24 protein-coding genes are annotated in these 19,609 nt (G+C 59.6%); all 24 read right to left on the reverse strand.

Annotation, left to right across the window (positions count from 1 at the left end):
• The 24 genes from rplR to rpoC all read right to left on the reverse strand — a co-directional run bounded on the left by rplR (window position 1) and on the right by rpoC (window position 19,602).
• On the reverse strand, window positions 1-366 hold the full coding sequence (rplR, locus tag BJG93_RS15205) for a 50S ribosomal protein L18 (RefSeq protein WP_008923336.1): 366 nt from the start codon (window positions 364-366) through the stop codon (window positions 1-3).
• Window positions 367-378: 12 nt separating this feature from the next.
• Window positions 379-909 (reverse strand): 50S ribosomal protein L6, encoded by a 531-nt coding sequence (gene rplF / locus BJG93_RS15210; RefSeq protein WP_027199075.1) that lies wholly within the window; start codon window positions 907-909, stop codon window positions 379-381.
• Between the two features lie 18 nt (window positions 910-927).
• Entirely contained in the window at window positions 928-1,323 is a 396-nt protein-coding gene (rpsH, locus tag BJG93_RS15215) for a 30S ribosomal protein S8 (protein ID WP_027199076.1), read from the reverse strand.
• Between the two features lie 14 nt (window positions 1,324-1,337).
• Entirely contained in the window at window positions 1,338-1,643 is a 306-nt protein-coding gene (rpsN, locus tag BJG93_RS15220; RefSeq protein WP_027199077.1) for a 30S ribosomal protein S14, read from the reverse strand.
• A gap of 7 nt (window positions 1,644-1,650) precedes the next feature.
• A complete protein-coding gene (rplE, locus tag BJG93_RS15225; protein WP_027199078.1) occupies window positions 1,651-2,190 on the reverse strand; it encodes a 50S ribosomal protein L5 in 540 nt (179 codons plus the stop codon).
• A gap of 16 nt (window positions 2,191-2,206) precedes the next feature.
• Window positions 2,207-2,515 (reverse strand): 50S ribosomal protein L24, encoded by a 309-nt coding sequence (rplX, locus tag BJG93_RS15230; protein WP_027199079.1) that lies wholly within the window; start codon window positions 2,513-2,515, stop codon window positions 2,207-2,209.
• Window positions 2,516-2,524: 9 nt separating this feature from the next.
• Window positions 2,525-2,893: a 50S ribosomal protein L14 gene (gene rplN, locus BJG93_RS15235; RefSeq protein WP_006998478.1), complete on the reverse strand. Its 369-nt coding sequence runs from the start codon at window positions 2,891-2,893 to the stop codon at window positions 2,525-2,527.
• 290 nt (window positions 2,894-3,183) lie between these two features.
• Window positions 3,184-3,456: a 30S ribosomal protein S17 gene (rpsQ, locus tag BJG93_RS15240; RefSeq protein ID WP_007180129.1), complete on the reverse strand. Its 273-nt coding sequence runs from the start codon at window positions 3,454-3,456 to the stop codon at window positions 3,184-3,186.
• Window positions 3,453-3,647 carry a 50S ribosomal protein L29 gene (rpmC, locus tag BJG93_RS15245; RefSeq protein WP_007180130.1) on the reverse strand — a complete coding sequence of 65 codons (195 nt, stop codon included), beginning with the start codon at window positions 3,645-3,647 and terminating at the stop codon, window positions 3,453-3,455. The genes rpsQ and rpmC overlap by 4 nt, the downstream gene beginning before the upstream one ends.
• A gap of 10 nt (window positions 3,648-3,657) precedes the next feature.
• Window positions 3,658-4,074, reverse strand: a complete 417-nt coding sequence (rplP, locus tag BJG93_RS15250; protein ID WP_027199080.1) for a 50S ribosomal protein L16 — start codon at window positions 4,072-4,074, stop codon at window positions 3,658-3,660.
• A gap of 2 nt (window positions 4,075-4,076) precedes the next feature.
• Entirely contained in the window at window positions 4,077-4,871 is a 795-nt protein-coding gene (gene rpsC, locus BJG93_RS15255; protein WP_027199081.1) for a 30S ribosomal protein S3, read from the reverse strand.
• Between the two features lie 11 nt (window positions 4,872-4,882).
• The gene (gene rplV, locus BJG93_RS15260; protein WP_027199082.1) at window positions 4,883-5,212 is read right to left on the reverse strand and encodes a 50S ribosomal protein L22; all 330 of its coding nucleotides are present in this window, start codon (window positions 5,210-5,212) and stop codon (window positions 4,883-4,885) included.
• A gap of 12 nt (window positions 5,213-5,224) precedes the next feature.
• Window positions 5,225-5,500, reverse strand: coding sequence for a 30S ribosomal protein S19 (gene rpsS, locus BJG93_RS15265; protein WP_027199083.1), 276 nt, complete (start codon window positions 5,498-5,500; stop codon window positions 5,225-5,227).
• Between the two features lie 10 nt (window positions 5,501-5,510).
• On the reverse strand, window positions 5,511-6,338 hold the full coding sequence (rplB, locus tag BJG93_RS15270; RefSeq protein WP_008923344.1) for a 50S ribosomal protein L2: 828 nt from the start codon (window positions 6,336-6,338) through the stop codon (window positions 5,511-5,513).
• A 2-nt stretch (window positions 6,339-6,340) separates the two neighbouring features.
• Complete coding sequence (gene rplW / locus BJG93_RS15275) at window positions 6,341-6,655, reverse strand: 50S ribosomal protein L23 (protein ID WP_027199084.1); 315 nt, start codon at window positions 6,653-6,655, stop codon at window positions 6,341-6,343.
• Window positions 6,652-7,272 (reverse strand): 50S ribosomal protein L4, encoded by a 621-nt coding sequence (gene rplD / locus BJG93_RS15280; protein WP_027199085.1) that lies wholly within the window; start codon window positions 7,270-7,272, stop codon window positions 6,652-6,654. The genes rplW and rplD overlap by 4 nt, the downstream gene beginning before the upstream one ends.
• The gene (gene rplC / locus BJG93_RS15285) at window positions 7,272-7,931 is read right to left on the reverse strand and encodes a 50S ribosomal protein L3 (RefSeq protein ID WP_027199086.1); all 660 of its coding nucleotides are present in this window, start codon (window positions 7,929-7,931) and stop codon (window positions 7,272-7,274) included. The genes rplD and rplC overlap by 1 nt, the downstream gene beginning before the upstream one ends.
• Before the next feature lie 200 nt (window positions 7,932-8,131).
• Window positions 8,132-8,443, reverse strand: a complete 312-nt coding sequence (gene rpsJ, locus BJG93_RS15290; protein ID WP_006998489.1) for a 30S ribosomal protein S10 — start codon at window positions 8,441-8,443, stop codon at window positions 8,132-8,134.
• 120 nt (window positions 8,444-8,563) lie between these two features.
• Window positions 8,564-9,754 (reverse strand): elongation factor Tu, encoded by a 1,191-nt coding sequence (gene tuf, locus BJG93_RS15295; RefSeq protein ID WP_027199087.1) that lies wholly within the window; start codon window positions 9,752-9,754, stop codon window positions 8,564-8,566.
• A gap of 48 nt (window positions 9,755-9,802) precedes the next feature.
• A complete protein-coding gene (gene fusA / locus BJG93_RS15300) occupies window positions 9,803-11,905 on the reverse strand; it encodes an elongation factor G (protein WP_027199088.1) in 2,103 nt (700 codons plus the stop codon).
• A gap of 130 nt (window positions 11,906-12,035) precedes the next feature.
• A complete protein-coding gene (gene rpsG / locus BJG93_RS15305; protein WP_006053291.1) occupies window positions 12,036-12,506 on the reverse strand; it encodes a 30S ribosomal protein S7 in 471 nt (156 codons plus the stop codon).
• Window positions 12,507-12,685: 179 nt separating this feature from the next.
• Window positions 12,686-13,066: a 30S ribosomal protein S12 gene (gene rpsL / locus BJG93_RS15310; RefSeq protein WP_006053290.1), complete on the reverse strand. Its 381-nt coding sequence runs from the start codon at window positions 13,064-13,066 to the stop codon at window positions 12,686-12,688.
• A gap of 220 nt (window positions 13,067-13,286) precedes the next feature.
• Complete coding sequence (gene recQ / locus BJG93_RS15315; protein ID WP_027199089.1) at window positions 13,287-15,134, reverse strand: DNA helicase RecQ; 1,848 nt, start codon at window positions 15,132-15,134, stop codon at window positions 13,287-13,289.
• A 229-nt stretch (window positions 15,135-15,363) separates the two neighbouring features.
• Window positions 15,364-19,602 (reverse strand): DNA-directed RNA polymerase subunit beta', encoded by a 4,239-nt coding sequence (gene rpoC, locus BJG93_RS15320; protein ID WP_027199090.1) that lies wholly within the window; start codon window positions 19,600-19,602, stop codon window positions 15,364-15,366.
• Window positions 19,603-19,609 lie beyond the last annotated feature (7 nt).

The following is a 19,609-nucleotide window of genomic DNA, read 5'->3' on the forward strand; positions in this document are numbered from 1 at the left end:
TTAGAACTTGAGTCCGGCTTCACGCGCCGCATCAGCCAACGCTTTCACGCGGCCGTGGTAACGGAAACCCGAACGGTCGAAGGCGACGGATTCGATGCCGGCAGCCTTAGCCTTTTCTGCAATGCGCTTGCCGATCAGGGTCGCAGCAGCAACGTTGCCGCCCTTGCCCGACTGATCGGCCAGTTGCGCACGCACTTCGGCTTCGAGCGTCGACGCGCTGGCAAGCACTTTAGTGCCGCACGGCGAGAACACTTGCGCATAGATGTGCGTGTTCGTGCGATGCACGGCGAGACGCGCGACCTGCAGCTCAGCGATCTTAATACGCGTCTGACGAGCGCGGCGCAGGCGAGATTGAGTCTTATCCATGATTGCGCACCCTTACTTCTTCTTCGTTTCTTTGAGGATCACAACCTCATCGGCGTAACGCACGCCCTTGCCCTTGTAGGGCTCCGGCGGACGGTAGCCGCGTACTTCTGCAGCTACTTGACCGACTTGTTGCTTGTTGATCCCCTTGATCACGATTTCGGTTTGCGACGGGGTTTCTGCCTTGACGCCAGCCGGCATCTGGTGCACCACGGGGTGCGAGAAACCCAACGACAGATTCAGCTTGTCGCCTTGCGCCTGTGCGCGATAACCAACGCCAACAAGCGTCAGCTTGCGCTCGAAACCCTTCGTCACGCCGTGCACCATGTTCGCAACCAGTGCGCGCATCGTGCCCGACATCGCATTCGCTTCGCGGCTTTCATCGACCGGCTCGAAATTCAGCGTGCCGTTGTCGTTCACCACCTTCACCAGGCTGTTGGCAGCCTGTGAAATCGTACCCAGCGGACCCTTGACAGTAATGCTGTCGGCACTTAGGGCCACTTCCGCGCCTTGCAGCACGATCGGGCTCTTACCTACTCGAGACATGTTTCTCTCCTTTCGGCCTTATGCGACGTAGCAGATGACTTCGCCGCCAACGCCCGTTGCACGTGCCTTGCGGTCGGTCATCACGCCCTTCGGCGTCGACACGATCGCCACGCCAAGGCCATTCATGACCACCGGGATGTCGTTACGGCCGCGGTACACACGCAGGCCAGGTTTCGAGACGCGTTCGATGCGCTCAATGACCGGACGGCCAGCGTAATACTTCAACACGATGTTCAATTCCGATTTCGCACCTTCGGACTTGACTGCGAAATCGTCGATATAACCTTCGTCCTTCAGGACCTGCGCAATCGCAATCTTGACTTTCGACGAGGGCATTGTCACCGAAACTTTCTCGACCATCTGCGCGTTGCGGATGCGAGTCAGCATATCGGCGATAGGATCACTCATGCTCATTTATGTTTCTCCTATTACCAGCTCGCCTTGGTCAGGCCAGGAATCTCGCCGCGGAACGCGATTTCACGAATCTTGTTACGCGCCAGCCCGAATTTACGGAACGTGCCGCGCGGACGGCCGGTAATTGCGCAACGATTGCGCTTACGGCTCGGGTTAGAGTTGCGCGGCAGTTGCTGCAGTTCCAGACGTGCTGCGTAATGCTCTTCTTCCGACTTGCTCGTGTCGCCAATGATTGCCTTAAGTGCAGCACGCTTGGGAGCGTACTTGGCGGCGAGGCGAGCACGCTTCTTTTCACGCTCGATCAGTGCCAGTTTAGCCACGGTAACCTCAGTTTCTGAACGGGAACTTGAAGCCGGCGAGCAGAGCCTTTGCTTCGTCGTCAGTCTTCGCAGTCGTCGTGATGCTGATATTCAGCCCACGCAGTGCGTCGATCTTGTCGTAGTCGATTTCGGGGAAAATGATCTGCTCTTTCACACCGATGTTGTAGTTGCCGCGACCGTCGAACGCCTTGCCCGAGACGCCACGAAAGTCGCGCACGCGGGGGAGCGCAACCGTCACGAAACGGTCAAGGAATTCGTACATTGCCTGGCCACGCAGCGTGACCATTGCACCGATCGGATAGCCCTGACGGATTTTGAAGCCAGCGATTGCCTTGCGCGCCTTGGTGATCACTGGCTTCTGACCTGCAATCTTCGTCAGATCGCCAACGGCGTTTTCAATGACTTTCTTGTCAGCGACGGCTTCGCCAAGGCCCATGTTCAGGGTGATCTTGGTGATGCGCGGCACTTCCATCACGGACTGGTAACCGAACTTCTCGATGAGGCCGGGTACAACCTTCTCTTTGTAAAACTCTTGCAAACGAGCCATTTTTTACTCCGCAGCGTCAGGCGCTCAGCACGGCACCGGTCGTCTTCAGGAAACGGACCTTCTTGTCTCCTTCGACCTTGATGCCTACACGCGATGGCTTGCCATTCGCGTCGACCAATGCGACGTTCGAAATTTGCAGCGGCATCGTCTTGGCTTCCACGCCGCCAGTCGCACCCTTCATCGGGTTCGGCTTGACGTGCTTCTTGACGAGATTGATGCCCTCGACGGTCACGGTCTCGCCGTGAACGGCCAGAACAACGCCACGCTTGCCCTTGTCTTTGCCGGTGATGACGACAACTTCGTCACCCTTGCGAATCTTGTTCATCGCGACTCCTTACAGCACTTCAGGCGCCAGCGAAACGATCTTCATGAATCGTTCGCTACGCAACTCGCGCGTGACAGGCCCAAAAATACGGGTACCAATCGGTTCGAGCTTGGTGTTGAGCAACACAGCTGCGTTGCCGTCGAACTTGATCAGCGAGCCGTCCTGACGGCGCACGCCCTTGGCGGTGCGAACCACCACGGCGTTGTAGATTTCGCCTTTCTTCACGCGCCCGCGCGGCGTAGCCTCTTTGACAGTCACCTTGATGATGTCGCCAATGCTGGCATAACGACGCTTCGAGCCGCCGAGCACTTTGATGCACATGACTTCGCGTGCACCCGTGTTGTCGGCCACTTCAAGCCGAGTTTCGGTCTGGATCATGGTTTATCTTTCCCAACTTAATCCGGTCACACCACCATGGCGCTTCCCGGTCAGTCTTGGTCCCGTCAGCCGATCGGCTGCTTGGGTTAGAACAGCAGCGACGGCAAACGAAACCCGCCATCGCAATCCGGTGAATCCTTCGGTACGGACTGGCGCCCGAACCGCTTCCCCCACCAACTTCGCCCGCGACGGGGCTCCCATAAAGAGGGAAGACCGAGATTATATCAAATAATCTCGGTCTTGCAAGCGAAACTTACCGCGATTTCAACTACTTCTACCGCCGTACGACGTTAGATGACGCGAGCAGCCTCGACTAGGCGAGCCACCACCCAAGCCTTCGTCTTCGAAATCGGACGAGTCTCCTGGATTTCAACGAGATCGCCTTCGTTGTATGTATTCGCGTCATCATGCGCGTGGTACTTCTTCGAACGCACGACGTACTTGCCGTAGATCGGATGCTTCACGCGGTGCTCGACCAGCACGGTAACCGTCTTGTCCATCTTGTTGCTGACGACCTTGCCGACCAGCGTCCGCTTGAGCGAGGTTTTTACGCTATCGTTCATTTCTGGTTCGCCTTCTCAGTCAGGACGGTCCGCACACGTGCGATGTCCCGACGGACTTTCTTCAGTTGGCTCGTGTTCGTGAGCTGCTGGGTCGCGAGTTGCATGCGCAGGCCGAATTGCGCCTTCAACAGGTCCGACAGCTCCTTGTTGAGCGCGGCCTGATCTTTCTGGTGAAGTTCGGAAGCCTTCATCATTTGCTCCTTAGGCGCCGAGCTGACGCACGATAAACGTCGTCTTCAGCGGCAGCTTCGCTGCAGCCAGACGGAACGCTTCGCGCGCCAGGTCTTCGGTTACGCCGTCCATTTCGTACAGCATCTTGCCCGGTTGAATCTCAGCAACGTAGTACTCCGGGTTACCCTTACCGTTACCCATACGCACTTCAGCTGGCTTGGTCGAGATCGGCTTGTCCGGGAAGATCCGGATCCAGATGCGGCCACCGCGCTTAATGTGACGCGTCATCGCGCGACGCGCCGCCTCAATCTGGCGCGCGGTCAGACGGCCGCGACCGACAGCCTTCAGGCCAAACTCACCGAACGACACCGCGTTGCCGCGGGTAGCTACGCCGGTGTTACGACCTTTCTGCTCTTTGCGATACTTTCTGCGTTTCGGTTGCAGCATCGTTATTCTCCAGTCTTCCCGTCGCCGGCACGGCGAGGAGCGCCACGGCGTGCACCTGCCGGGCCACCACCTTCACCATCACGACGCGGACGGCGATCGCCACCCGGACGCGCGTTGCGGCGCGGACGCTTTTCTTCGGTGACTTCTTCAACCACCGGTGCGTCGTTGCGGCCCAGCGTATCGCCCTTGTAGACCCACACCTTCACGCCGATGATGCCGTACGTCGTCTTTGCTTCCGACGTTGCGTAGTCGATATCTGCACGCAGCGTATGAAGCGGCACGCGACCTTCGCGATACCATTCCGTACGAGCAATTTCGATACCGTTCAGACGGCCGGCGCTCATGATCTTGATGCCTTGAGCACCCAGACGCATCGCGTTCTGCATCGCGCGTTTCATCGCGCGGCGGAACATGATCCGGCGCTCGAGCTGTTGCGTGATCGAGTCAGCAATCAGTTGTGCGTCGGTTTCCGGCTTGCGGATTTCTTCGATGTTGACGTGAACCGGAACGCCCATGCGCTTCTGCAGCTCGGACTTCAGCAGTTCGATGTCTTCACCCTTCTTGCCGATGACGACACCCGGACGCGAGCTGAAAATCGTAATACGTGCGTTCTTGGCCGGACGCTCGATCACAACGCGGCCGACGGACGCGTTCTTCAGCTTTTTCTTCAGATATTCACGAACACCGATGTCTTCCTGCAACATCGCCGCAAAATTATTATTGTTCGCGTACCAACGCGAAGCCCAATTGCGGCTGACGGCCAAACGGAAGCCAGTCGGATGAATTTTCTGTCCCATCGTATGACCCCTTAATTCCCGACCGTCACAGTGATGTGACAGGATTGCTTCTCGATGCGGTTACCGCGGCCTTTAGCGCGTGCAGTAAAACGCTTCAGCGACGCTCCCTTGTCGACGTAGATGCTCTTGATCTTGAGCTCGTCGATATCGGCGCCTTCGTTGTGCTCCGCATTCGCGATAGCCGACAGCACGACCTTTTTCACGATTCCCGCAGCCTTCTTCGGCGAGAACGTCAGGACGTTCAGCGCCTTGTCGACCGGCAAACCGCGGATCTGGTCAGCCACAAGGCGCGTTTTCTGCGCCGAGATGCGGGCACCGCGATGAATTGCTTTCACTTCCATCTTGATTGCCCCTTATTTCCTGGCCTTCTTGTCGGCCGCGTGACCCTTGAATGTGCGGGTCAGTGCGAACTCGCCAAGCTTGTGGCCGACCATGTTTTCCGTGACATACACCGGAACGTGTTGACGGCCGTTGTGAACGGCGATCGTCAGACCGATGAAGTCCGGCAGGATCGTCGAGCGACGCGACCAAGTCTTGATTGGTTTCTTGTCACGCGATGCTGCAGCCGCCTCAACCTTCTTCAGCAAATGGGCGTCGCAGAACGGACCTTTCTTAATAGAACGTGCCATTGCCTACTCCTTAACGCTTGTGACGGCGCTGGACGATCATGCTCGTCGTGCGCTTGTTGCTGCGGGTGCGATAGCCCTTCGTCGGCGTGCCCCACGGGCTCACCGGGTCGCGGCCAGCCGCAGTCTTGCCTTCGCCACCGCCGTGCGGGTGGTCGACCGGGTTCATTGCGACGCCACGCACGGTCGGACGGATACCGCGCCAGCGGTTCGCGCCAGCCTTACCGATTTGACGGAGGCTGTGCTCTTCGTTGCCCACTTCACCGATCGTCGCGCGGCATTCAACGTGCACGCGCCGGATCTCACCCGAACGTAGACGGACCTGCGCATACACGCCTTCGCGAGCCAGCAACATCGCCGACGTACCAGCCGAACGCGCCATTTGCGCGCCTTTGCCTGGCAGCATTTCGATGCAGTGAATCGTCGTACCGACCGGAATGTTGCGGATCGGCAGCGTGTTGCCTGCACGGATCGGCGCCTCAGAACCCGACATCAGTTGCTGACCGACGGTGACACCCTTCGGAGCGATGATGTAGCGGCGTTCGCCGTCTGCGTACAGGACCAGCGCGATGTTCGCGCTCCGGTTCGGGTCGTACTCGAGACGCTCGACCTTTGCCGGAATCCCATCCTTCGTGCGACGGAAGTCGACGACACGATAGTGATGCTTGTGACCACCACCCTTGTGGCGCGTGGTGATGTGGCCGTTGTTGTTACGGCCGGCGGTCGACGACTGTGTGTCGAGCAGTGCCGCGAATGGCTTGCCCTTGTGCAGTTCCTTGTTGACCACCTTGACCATCGCGCGGCGACCCGGCGAAGTCGGCTTAACTTTCACGATTGCCATGATTACTTGGCCTCCGCTTCAAAGTTGATTTCCTGGCCGGGCTTCAAGCAGACGTATGCCTTCTTCACGTCCTTGCGCTTGCCCATGAAGCGACCAAAGCGCTTGGCTTTGCCCTTCGCGACCAGCACGTTGACGGACTCGACTTCCACCTTGAACAGCAGCTCGACTGCAGCTTTCACTTCCTGCTTCGTGGCATCCGGCGCGACCTCGAACACAACCTGCTCGTTCTTGTCGGCAACCAGCGTCGCCTTTTCGGAGACCACCGGCGCGAGCAGGACCTGCATCAAACGATGATCGTTCTTGCGAATCTCGCTCATGACAGCAACTCCTCGATCTGGGCGACCGCAGCCTTCGTGATCAGGATCTTCTTGAAGTAGATCAGCGACAGCGGGTCGGCGTAACGCGGCTCGACAACCGCCACGTGGGCGAGGTTGCGCGACGCGAGGTACAGGTTTTCGTCAACCGTGTCGGTAATCACCAGCACGGAGTCGAGGCCCATCGCCTTGAATTTTTCGGCCAGAAGCCTAGTCTTCGGCGCTTCGAGCGTTAGTTCGTCGACCACCGAGATGCGGCCTTCGCGGGCCAGCTGCGAGAAGATCGAGCAGAGGCCTGCGCGATGCATCTTCTTGTTGACCTTGTGCGAAAAGTTTTCTTCCGGCGAATTCGGGAAGATGCGGCCACCGCCGCGCCACAGCGGGCTCGAGGACATACCGGCACGAGCGCGGCCGGTACCCTTCTGGCGCCACGGCTTCTTGGTCGTGTGCTTGACCTGCTCACGATCCTTTTGCGCCCGGTTGCCGCTACGTGCATTCGCCTGGTACGCAACCACCACCTGGTGAATCAGGGCTTCGTTGTAATCGCGGCCGAACACGACGTCCGACGCGCTAACGCCTGCACCTTCCTGACCATTGGCATTCAGGAGCTTAAGTTCCATTATTTCGCTCCTTTCACGGCACGCGTCTTCACGGCCGGCGTGACGAATACCTTGCCACCCTTCGCACCCGGCACGGCGCCCTTGATCAGCAGCAGCTTGCGATCAGCGTCGATACGGGCGATTTCGAGGTTTTGCACCGTTACCTTCTCGTCGCCCATGTGACCGGTCATGCGCTTACCCGGAAAAACACGACCCGGATCCTGCGCCATACCAATTGAGCCCGGCACATTGTGCGAACGCGAGTTGCCGTGCGATGCGCGGCCAGACGCGAAGTTGTAACGCTTGATGGTACCGGCGTAGCCCTTACCGATCGAAACACCTTGCACGTCAACCTTCTGGCCCACTTCGAACAGCTCGGGACCAACCACGGCGCCGCTCGACAGCTCGGCAGCCTTAGCGGCATCGATTTGGAATTCTTTGAGGATTTCACCGGCCTGAACACCGGCTTTGGCGAGATGACCTGCCAACGGCTTCGTCACGCGCGATGCGCGGCGCGTGCCGAAGGTAACCTGCACGGCCGTATAGCCGTCGGTTTCAACAGTCTTGATCTGCGTCACACGGTTGTCGGACACGTCCAGCACGGTGACGGGAATCGAATCCCCTTCAGCCGTGAAGATACGGGTCATGCCAACCTTGCGACCTACGAGTCCAAGGCTCATCGTTTTCTCCATTCCCGACTGCGATTGGTCGGGGCTAATTTACAAAATGCCGGCGCCGTTTCGGGCATGAATTCATGCTGCAGCACGCCGACTTTTTTGCGCGAATGCGCGAAAAGCCTACTATTGTAGCGAGGCTTTTCGTTTTCCGCAAGCAATCAAAGACTTAGCGCTGTCCGAGTTGCCAGACAGGCCTAGAACCCTTACTGCAGCTTAATTTCAACGTCCACGCCAGCCGGCAGGTCGAGCTTCATCAGCGCGTCCACGGTCTTGTCCGTCGGGTCAACGATGTCCATCAGACGCTGGTGCGTGCGGATTTCAAGCTGATCGCGCGACGTCTTATTGACGTGCGGCGAACGTAGGATGTCGAAGCGTTGAATGCGGGTCGGCAGGGGCACCGGACCACGAACGATTGCGCCTGTCCGCTTCGCCGTGTCGACGATTTCAGCCGCCGATTGGTCGATCAAGCGATAGTCGAAAGCCTTCAGGCGAATGCGGATTTTCTGATTTTGCATGACGAATTCCTTGAAAAGAGCGAGGCGGTATTGCACCGCCGATTAAAAAAGAACGTAGGCACGAGCGCTTGCGGAGAGCGAGTGCCCGTGCCCGAGCACTGCATACTGCTATCTTCGATCTTACTCGATGATCTTGGCGACGACACCCGCGCCGACCGTACGGCCACCTTCGCGAATTGCGAAACGCAGGCCTTCCTCCATCGCGATCGGGTTGATCAGCTTCACCGTGATCGACACGTTGTCGCCCGGCATCACCATTTCCTTGTCCTTCGGCAGTTCGATCGAGCCCGTCACGTCCGTCGTACGGAAGTAGAACTGCGGACGGTAGTTGTTGAAGAACGGCGTATGACGGCCGCCTTCGTCCTTGCTCAGCACATACACTTCAGCCGTGAAGTGCGTGTGCGGGTTGATCGAACCCGGCTTGGCCAGAACCTGACCACGCTCCACGTCTTCACGCTTCGTGCCGCGCAGCAGGATACCCACGTTGTCGCCTGCCTGACCCTGGTCGAGCAGCTTGCGGAACATTTCCACGCCCGTGCAGGTCGTCTTCACCGTCGGCTTGATACCGACGATTTCGATTTCTTCGCCAACCTTGACCACGCCACGCTCAACGCGGCCCGTCACCACCGTGCCACGACCCGAGATCGAAAACACGTCTTCCACCGGCATCAGGAACGAACCGTCAATCGCACGCTCCGGCGTGGGGATGTACGTGTCCAGTGCATCGGCCAGGCTCATGATCGCCACCTCGCCCAGCTCGCCCTTGTCGCCTTCCAGCGCCAGCTTGGCCGAACCCTTGATGATCGGCGTGTCGTCGCCCGGGAAGTCATACTTCGACAGAAGCTCGCGAACCTCCATCTCGACCAGCTCCAGCAGCTCAGCGTCGTCCACCATGTCGCACTTGTTCAGGAACACGATGATGTACGGAACGCCAACCTGACGCGCCAGCAGGATGTGCTCACGCGTTTGCGGCATCGGGCCGTCAGCAGCCGAGCACACCAGAATTGCGCCGTCCATCTGTGCCGCGCCCGTGATCATGTTCTTCACATAGTCAGCGTGACCCGGGCAGTCGACGTGTGCGTAGTGGCGGTTAGCCGTCTCGTACTCGACGTGCGCGGTGTTGATGGTAATGCCGCGCGCCTTTTCTTCCGGCGCTGCGTCGATCTGGTCGTACGCCTTCGCTTCGCCGCCGAACTTCTGCGTCAGAACCGTCGTGATCGCTGCCGTCAGCGTGGTCTTGCCGTGGTCAACGTGACCGATCGTGCCCACGTTCACGTGCGGCTTGGTCCGTTCGAATTTACCTTTAGCCATGTTTCTCTTCTTTCAGAAAGTTAATCGTTGAATGACTTCGCCGCGCGATTACTTCGACTTGGCGTTGATGATCGCTTCCGACACGTTACGCGGAGCTTCAGCGTAGTGCTTGAACTCCATCGTGTACGTTGCACGACCTTGCGTCAGCGAACGCAGCGACGTCGAGTAGCCGAACATTTCGGACAGCGGCACTTCGGCGCGAACGATCTTGCCGCCGCCAACCATGTCTTCCATGCCTTGGACAATACCGCGACGGCCCGACAGGTCGCCCATCACGTTGCCCATGTAGTCTTCCGGCGTTTCGACTTCCACCGCCATCATCGGTTCGAGGATGACCGGACTCGCCTTGCGCATTGCTTCCTTGAACGCCATCGAACCGGCCATGCGGAATGCATTTTCGTTCGAGTCGACGTCGTGGTACGAACCGAATGTCAGGTGAACCTTCACGTCAACCACCGGGAAGCCCGCCAGCACGCCAGCCTTCAGCGTTTCCTGGATACCCTTGTCGACTGCCGGGATGTATTCACGCGGAATCACGCCGCCCTTGATCTCGTCGAGGAACTCGTAACCCTTGCCTTGTTCGTTCGGCTCGAGCGTGATGACTGCGTGGCCGTACTGACCGCGACCGCCCGACTGCTTGACGAACTTGCCATCAACGTCAGCCGCCGTGCTGCGGATCGTTTCGCGGTAAGCCACCTGCGGCTTGCCGACGGTCGCTTCCACGCCGAATTCACGCTTCATCCGGTCGACCAGAATTTCGAGGTGCAGTTCGCCCATACCTGAAATGATCGTTTGGCCCGATTCTTCGTCCGTCTGCACGCGGAACGACGGATCTTCCTGAGCCAGACGGTTCAGTGCCAGACCCATCTTTTCCTGGTCAGCCTTGGTCTTCGGCTCGACAGCCTGCGAAATCACCGGCTCCGGGAAAATCATGCGTTCGAGCACGATCGGGTTCTGCGGATCGCACAACGTGTCGCCCGTGGTTGCTTCCTTCAGGCCGACCGCAGCAGCGATGTCGCCCGCGCGCACTTCCTTGATTTCTTCGCGCTGGTTCGCGTGCATCTGCAGAATACGGCCCAGACGTTCCTTCTTGTCCTTGGTCGCGTTCAGCACCGTGTCGCCCGAATTGACGACGCCCGAGTACACACGGAAGAAGATCAACTGACCGACGAACGGGTCGGTCATGATCTTGAATGCCAGTGCCGAGAACTTTTCGTCGTCGGCGGCGCGGCGCTCAGCCTTTTGACCATTTTCCAGCTCGCCGGTAACCGGCGGGATGTCGATCGGCGACGGCAGGAAATCGAGCACGGCGTCCAGCATGCGCTGCACACCCTTGTTCTTGAACGCAGTGCCGCACAGCATCGGCTGGATTTCGCAAGCGATCGTACGGTCGCGCAGGCCCTTGATGATTTCCTCTTCAGTCAGTTCGCCCGACTCGAGGTACTTGTTCATCATTTCTTCGTTCGCTTCAGCCGCGGCCTCGATCATCTTTTCACGCCATTCATTGCACGTGTCGACGAGCTCTGCCGGGATGTCTTCGTACGAGAACTTGGTGCCTTGAGACGCGTCGTCCCAAATGATCGCCTTCATCTTCATCAGATCGACGACGCCCGTGAAGTTCTCTTCGGCGCCGATTGGCACGACGACCGGAACCGGGTTCGCCTTCAGACGCAGCTTGAGCTGGTCATAGACCTTGAAGAAGTTCGCGCCGGTACGGTCCATCTTATTGATGAACGCGAGACGGGGAACCTTGTACTTGTTAGCCTGACGCCACACGGTTTCCGACTGGGGCTGCACGCCGCCCACAGCGCAGTACACCATGCACGCGCCGTCGAGCACGCGCATCGAGCGCTCGACTTCGATCGTGAAGTCGACGTGACCCGGGGTGTCGATGATATTGATGCGGTGTTCGGCGCGGTCGCCCGCCATGCCCTTCCAGAATGCCGTGGTAGCAGCGGAAGTAATCGTGATGCCGCGCTCCTGTTCCTGCTCCATCCAGTCCATGGTGGCAGCGCCGTCGTGAACTTCACCAATCTTGTGGTTCACGCCCGTGTAGAACAGAATGCGCTCGGTCGTCGTCGTTTTGCCGGCGTCGATGTGAGCGCTAATACCGATGTTACGGTAGCGCTCGATAGGAGTCTTGCGAGCCACTTTGATCCTCTATTGGGATGACGCGATGCGAGAGATACCCATCGCGCTGTAACACAAACGGGCGAGGCGCCTTGGAAGCGCACCCGCCCGGAATTTCTTTCCGTTTTCCGCTAAACCTGGGTCGGAAAGCTTAGAAACGGAAGTGCGAGAACGCCTTGTTGGCTTCTGCCATCCGGTGAACTTCGTCGCGCTTCTTCATCGCGCCACCACGGCCTTCAGCCGCTTCGGAGAGTTCACCTGCCAGACGCAGGGCCATCGACTTCTCGCTGCGCTTTTTCGCGGCTTCACGCAGCCAACGCATCGCCAATGCCATACGACGCGACGGGCGCACTTCGACCGGAACCTGATAGTTCGCACCACCAACGCGGCGGCTCTTCACTTCGACCACCGGCTTGACGTTGTTGAGCGCCACGGTGAACACTTCCAGCGGGTCCTTGCCACCCTTGGTCTGGATCTGTTCGAAAGCGCCGTACACGATACGCTCTGCGACCGACTTCTTGCCAGAGAGCATCAGCACGTTCATGAACTTTGCTACATCAACATTACCGAATTTCGGATCCGGCAACACTTCCCGCTTGGGGACTTCGCGACGACGCGGCATGTTTCTTCCTTTAGCTTTCAGTTGGAGCAATTACAGCCCCGCGGTCACCAACTAACCCGATTCATCTGCAAGACTAACCAGCCTGGTCGGGTGACCACTTACTCGATAGCACCGGCAATTCCGGCACCATCGCTATTACCGCCTTTGCAGGCGACCTAAAACTACAATCGACCGGTTTATTACTTGCCAGCCTTGGCACGCTTCGCACCGTACTTCGAGCGAGCCTGCTTGCGATCCTTGACGCCCTGGGTATCCAGCGAGCCGCGAACCATGTGGTAACGCACACCCGGCAAGTCCTTCACACGCCCGCCGCGAATCAGCACGACCGAGTGTTCCTGCAGGTTGTGGCCTTCACCACCAATGTACGAAATGACTTCGAAGCCGTTCGTCAGACGAACCTTGGCGACCTTACGGAGCGCCGAGTTTGGCTTCTTCGGCGTCGTCGTGTACACACGTGTGCACACGCCACGACGCTGGGGGCAGTCCTGCAAAGCCGGGCTCTTGCTCTTCGTCGTTTCCGACGTGCGGCCTTTGCGAACCAGTTGATTGATGGTTGGCATTGTTTATTCCTGAAATTGAACAAAAATCGACGCATCTGTTTCCGGGCAAAGCGGAAACGCCTGCGCATCGAACTCCGACTGGCCCGCTCACGCGCGAACTGACGCCGCGCGCACGCATTCCAAGAACCGGAACCTAGCATAATATTCCGAAAATACTAAGCGAGTCAACAGCTTGCGATGTTTCGTACCCCTGTCAATCCGCCGAGACAGCCAGAAGAGGTCAGTCTGCCGCTACGACGTGCAGCAATTCGTAGCCGAATCGGTCGAGCTTACGCGCACCGATCCCCGGGACACCGCGCAGAGCATCGATCGAAGCGGGGCCGAGACGGGCGATTTCCGCGAGCGTCGCGTCATGGAAAATCACGTATGCCGGTACACCGTCGCTCTTCGCGGTTTCTGTGCGCCACATGCGTAGGCGCTCCCAGCGCGCGCGCTCGCGAGGTCCCATGCCGATCGTCGGATCGGCGCGCTCGCTCGTGCGCCCCGACGATTGACGGGTGCGAGTCGGCTTTACGTAGCGGCGCATCGTCACCTTCTGCTCGCCCCTAAGCACCGGCTTGCTCGCCTCGGTTAGCACCAGCGAACCGAAGCCTTCGTGGTCAACCGTCAGATACCCGAACGCGACAAGCTGGCGGAACGCCGCGCGCCATTCAGGTTCGCCGAGTGCCGCGCCGATACCGAACGTGGTCAGCTTGTCGTGGCCGCGTTGCAGAATTTTCTCACTGCGGTTGCCGCGCAAAATATCGATTAGATGCCCGGCGCCGAAGTGGAAGCCACTGGCCCGCTGCGCGCGAAACACGCACGACAGCGCCATCTGAGCCTCGCGCGTCGCGTCCCAGGTCGGCGGCGGCTCGATACAGTTATCGCAGTTGCCGCACGGCTGGCTCGTTTCGCCGAAGTACGCTAGCAGGCGCACGCGCCGGCAGGTCGCCGTTTCGCACAAACCGAGCAGCGCGTCAAGTTTGCCGGTCTGCACGCGCTTGTGCGCGTCGTCGGCTTCGGATTCGTCGATCATCTTGCGCTGCTGCACGACATCGCCGAGCCCGTAGGCCATCCACGCGTTCGACGGCAATCCATCGCGGCCCGCTCGGCCGGTCTCCTGGTAATAGCCTTCGACGCTCTTCGGCAAATCCAGATGCGCGACGAACCGCACGTCGGGTTTGTCGATGCCCATGCCGAACGCAATCGTCGCGCACATCACGACGCCTTCCTCGCGCTGAAACATCTCCTGATGCTTCTGGCGCACCTCGAATTCCATGCCGGCGTGGTATGGCAGCGCACGCACGCCCTTTTCCTTCAGCCATTCCGCAGTTTCCTCGACCTTGCGGCGCGACAGGCAATAGACGACGCCCGCGTCGGTCGTGCCGTCGGCTCTCGTATGCTCGGCGCGAATGAAATCGAGCAGCTGCGTGCGCGCATTGTCCTTTTCGGCGATGCGATAGCGGATGTTCGGCCGATCGAAACTCGACACGAACACGCGCGCATCCTCAAGTGCCAGACGATGAATGATTTCGTCGCGCGTGATTGCGTCGGCGGTGGCCGTCAGCGCGATGCGCGGCACATTCGGAAAGCGCTCATGCAGCACCGACAGCTGGATATATTCGGGCCGGAAATCGTGCCCCCATTGCGACACGCAATGCGCTTCGTCGATAGCGAAAAGACCGATGCGCGAGCGCTCGAGCAGTTCCTGGAAGCGCGGCGTCATCAGCCGCTCCGGCGCGACGTACAGCAGGTCGAGGTCGCCGTCGCGCAGCGCCCGTTCGATGGCCATCGCTTCCGCGCTCGACAGCGTCGAGTTCAGGTACGCGGCTCGCACGCCGACTTCGGTCAGCGCGGCCACCTGATCTTGCATCAGCGCGATCAGCGGCGACACCACGATACCCGTGCCGAAGCCGCGTTCGCGCCGCACCAGCGAAGGAATCTGATAGCACAGCGATTTCCCGCCGCCCGTCGGCATCAGCACGAGGCAATCGCCGCCGTCGGCGACGTGCTCGACAATTTCGCCCTGCTGTCCTCTGAACGCAGGATAACCAAAGACTTCGTTGAGGATTTCGAGCGGACGGGACATGGATGTGAGAGAGGGACGGCGAAGGGAACAGCACCCAGGCGGTGACACGAATTTTACCAACGCATTCGTGCAGCGCCCGCGCTTGGCGACAACCTTGGCGATCCGGCCTAGGGCCGCGCCGGCGCAAGGCACCGATTCGCGCGCAAAAAAGGCATAAAAAAAAGCCGCCCAGTCGAAAACTGAGCGGCTTTCGTGGCTCGTCAGGCAAGGCGGCTTGCGCCGCCTGCACTTACTCGCCCGAGTGCTGCTGTTCGGCAGCTGGGGTTTCCGGCGTACCGAATTCGAACGACTCTTCCGCTGCGATCTGATCGAAGCGCTCGCGGTCGGCCAGCTCCTTGCTCTTGCGCGCCTTGTGGAACGCGAGACCCGTACCGGCCGGAATCAGCCGGCCGACGATCACGTTTTCCTTCAGGCCACGCAGGTCGTCGCGCTTGCCCATGATCGCCGCTTCGGTCAGCACGCGGGTCGTTTCCTGGAACGACGCCGCGGAGATGAACGAATCGGTCGACAGCGACGCCTTCGTGATACCGAGCAGCACGTTTTCGTACGTTGCCGGACGCTTGTCTTCCGCGATCATACGGTCGTTTTCGTCGAGCATGTCCGACCGCTCGACCTGTTCGCCCGGGATGAAACGGGTATCGCCGTTGTCCGAAATCTGCACGCGGCGCAACATCTGACGCACGATCACTTCGATGTGCTTGTCGTTGATCTTCACGCCTTGCAGACGGTACACGTCCTGCACTTCGTCCACGATGTAACGCGACAGCGCCTCGACCCCCTGCAGACGCAGGATGTCGTGCGGATCCGCCGGTCCGTCGACGATCATTTCGCCCTTGTTGACGACCTGACCATCGTGCACCAGAACCTGCTTTTCCTTCGCGATCAGGAACTCGTGCTGGTTGCCCTCGAGGTCCGTGATAACGAGACGCTGCTTGCCCTTCGTGTCTTTACCGAACGACGTGGTTCCCGTGACTTCCGCCAGGATACCCGCGTCCTTCGGCGAACGCGCTTCGAACAGTTCCGCCACACGCGGCAGACCACCGGTAATGTCACGCGTCTTCTGCGATTCGGTCGGAATACGGGCGAGCACTTCACCGACCTGCACCTGCTGACCGTCCTTCACGGTGATCAGCGCGCCGACCTGGAAGCCGATCTGGACCGAGTGCTCGGTGTTCGGGATCTTCACTTCCTCGCCGTTCGCATCGAGCAGCTTGACCTGCGGGCGCACCGTCTTCGAGGCCTGCGAACCGCGACGCTTCACGTCGATCACGACGAGCGTGGACAGCCCCGTCACGTCATCGATCTGCTTCGCGACGGTCACCCCTTCTTCGACGTTCTCGAACTTCACCGTACCACCGTACTCGGTGATGATCGGACGCGTCATCGGATCCCACGTGGCCAGTTGCGTACCGGCCTTGATCTGCACACCGTCGAGCTTCAGCAGCGTGGCGCCGTACGGCACTTTGTGGCGTTCGCGCTCGCGGCCGTGATCGTCGGTGATCATCGCTTCGCCCGAGCGCGAGATGACGATCTGCTCGCCCTTCGCATTCGTGACGTAACGCATCGTCGACGTGAAACGCACCGTACCGTTCGACTTCGCTTCGATCGACGAAGCGACCGCCGCACGCGACGCCGCGCCACCGATGTGGAACGTACGCATCGTGAGCTGCGTGCCCGGTTCACCGATCGACTGCGCCGCGATCACGCCGACCGCTTCGCCGACGTTCACCATCGAACCGCGGCCGAGGTCGCGACCGTAGCAGGCTGCGCAAAGACCATAGCGAGTTTCGCAGGTGAGCGGCGTGCGCACGCGCACTTCGTCGATGCCGAGGCGTTCGATGTCTTCGACCGCGTCTTCGTCGAGCAGCGTGCCCGCTTCGAACAGCGTTTCCTGCGATTCCGGATTGACGATGTCAGCCACGGCCACACGACCCAGAATACGGTCACGCAGCGCTTCGACCACTTCACCGCCTTCCACGAGCGCCTTCATCGCCACGCCGTTCGACGTACCGCAATCTTCTTCGACGACGACCAGATCCTGCGTCACGTCGACGAGACGACGCGTCAGGTAACCCGAGTTCGCGGTCTTCAGTGCCGTGTCAGCCAGACCCTTACGTGCGCCGTGGGTCGAGATGAAGTACTGCAACACGTTCAGACCTTCACGGAAGTTCGCCGTAATCGGCGTCTCGATGATCGAGCCGTCCGGCTTCGCCATCAGGCCGCGCATACCGGCCAGCTGACGAATTTGAACCGCGGAACCACGAGCGCCCGAGTCCGCCATCATGTAGATGGAGTTGAACGACTCTTGACGCGTCTGGTTGCCATCGCGGTCCGTGACCGGTTCCGTCGACAGCTGCTCCATCATCGCCTTGCCGACCGCTTCCGACGTCGCCGACCAGATGTCGACCACGTTGTTGTAGCGTTCTTGCGCGGTGACGAGACCCGACATGTACTGACGGTCGTATTCCTTCACCTTCTTCGCGGCATCACCAACGATGGTTTCTTTCTGCGGCGGCACGAGCATGTCGTCGACGCAGATCGAAATACCGGCGCGCGTTGCGAGACGGAAGCCCGACTGCATCAGCTGGTCGGCGAAAATCACCGTCTCGCGCAGACCGCACTTGCGGAAAGCGGTGTTGATCAGACGCGAGATTTCCTTCTTCTTCAGCGGCTTGTTCAACACCGAGAACGGCAGGCCCGGCGGCAGAATTTCCGACAGGATCGAGCGACCAACCGTGGTTGCATAGAGCGTGATCTTCGGCACGAACGCCGGCGCACCTTCCGACTTGTCTTCGTTGTGGACCATTTCAGTGATCCGCACGTTGACGCGCGAGGCCAGCTCGACTTCCTTGTTCTCGTACGCTCGCAGCACTTCCGACACGCCCGTGAACGTCAAACCTTCGCCCTTGCCGTTCACCGCTTCACGAGTCGCGTAGTACAGACCCAGCACGATATCCTGCGACGGCACGATCGACGGATCGCCGTTTGCCGGGAACAGCACGTTGTTCGACGCGAGCATCAGCGTGCGTGCTTCCATCTGTGCTTCGAGCGACAGCGGCACGTGAACGGCCATCTGGTCACCGTCGAAGTCGGCGTTGAACGCCGCGCAAACGAGCGGGTGCAGCTGGATTGCCTTACCTTCGATCAGCACCGGCTCGAAAGCCTGGATGCCAAGACGGTGCAGCGTCGGTGCACGGTTCAGCATCACCGGATGTTCGCGGATCACCTCTTCGAGGATGTCCCACACGACCGGCGTCTGGTTCTCGACCTCTTTCTTCGCAGCCTTGATGGTGGTGGCGACACCCATCACTTCGAGCTTGTTGAAGATGAACGGCTTGAACAGTTCGAGCGCCATCAGCTTCGGCAGACCGCACTGGTGCAGCTTCAGCGTTGGGCCGACCACGATCACCGAACGGCCCGAGTAGTCGACACGCTTACCGAGCAGGTTTTGACGGAAGCGGCCGCCCTTACCCTTGATCATGTCAGCGAGCGACTTCAGCGGACGCTTGTTCGCGCCGGTCATCGCCTTGCCGCGACGGCCGTTGTCGAGGAGCGAGTCGACGGCTTCCTGCAGCATCCGCTTTTCGTTGCGGACGATGATTTCAGGTGCCTTCAGCTCGAGCAAACGCTTCAACCGGTTGTTACGGTTGATCACCCGGCGATACAGGTCGTTCAGGTCCGACGTTGCGAAACGGCCGCCGTCGAGCGGCACGAGCGGACGCAGTTCCGGCGGCAGCACCGGCAGTACTTCGAGGACCATCCAGTCCGGCTTGATGCCCGAACGCTGGAACGCCTCGAGCACCTTCAGACGCTTCGCGTACTTCTTGATCTTCGCTTCCGAGCCGGTGTTCTTAAGTTCCGTGCGCAGCAGCTCGACCTGTTCGTCGATGTTGATCGCGCGCAGCAGTTCGCGAATACCTTCCGCGCCCATCTCGGCACGGAATTCGTCGCCGTATTCCTCGACCTTGTTGTAGTAATCCTCTTCGGTCATGATCTGCCGCGCTTTGAGCGGGGTCATGCCCGGATCGATCACCACGTATGCTTCGAAGTACAGCACGCGCTCGATGTCGCGCAGCGTCATGTCGAGCACCATGCCCAGACGCGACGGCAGCGACTTCAGGAACCAGATGTGAGCGACCGGCGAGGCCAGCTCAATGTGGCCCATCCGCTCACGACGCACCTTCGCGAGCGTCACTTCGACGCCGCACTTCTCACAGATCACACCGCGGTGCTTCAGGCGCTTGTACTTGCCGCAAAGGCATTCGTAGTCCTTGATCGGACCGAAAATCTTCGCGCAGAACAGACCATCGCGCTCCGGCTTGAACGTGCGGTAGTTGATGGTCTCCGGCTTCTTGACTTCACCGAACGACCACGAACGGATCTTGTCCGGCGAGGCCAGACCGATCTTGATCGCGTCGAAAACTTCAGGTTGTTGGACTTGCTTGAATAGATCGAGCAAAGCTTTCATCGCTTCT

The sequence above is a fragment of the Paraburkholderia sprentiae WSM5005 genome (assembly GCF_001865575.2).
GTDB classification, from domain to species: Bacteria; Pseudomonadota; Gammaproteobacteria; order Burkholderiales; family Burkholderiaceae; genus Paraburkholderia; species Paraburkholderia sprentiae.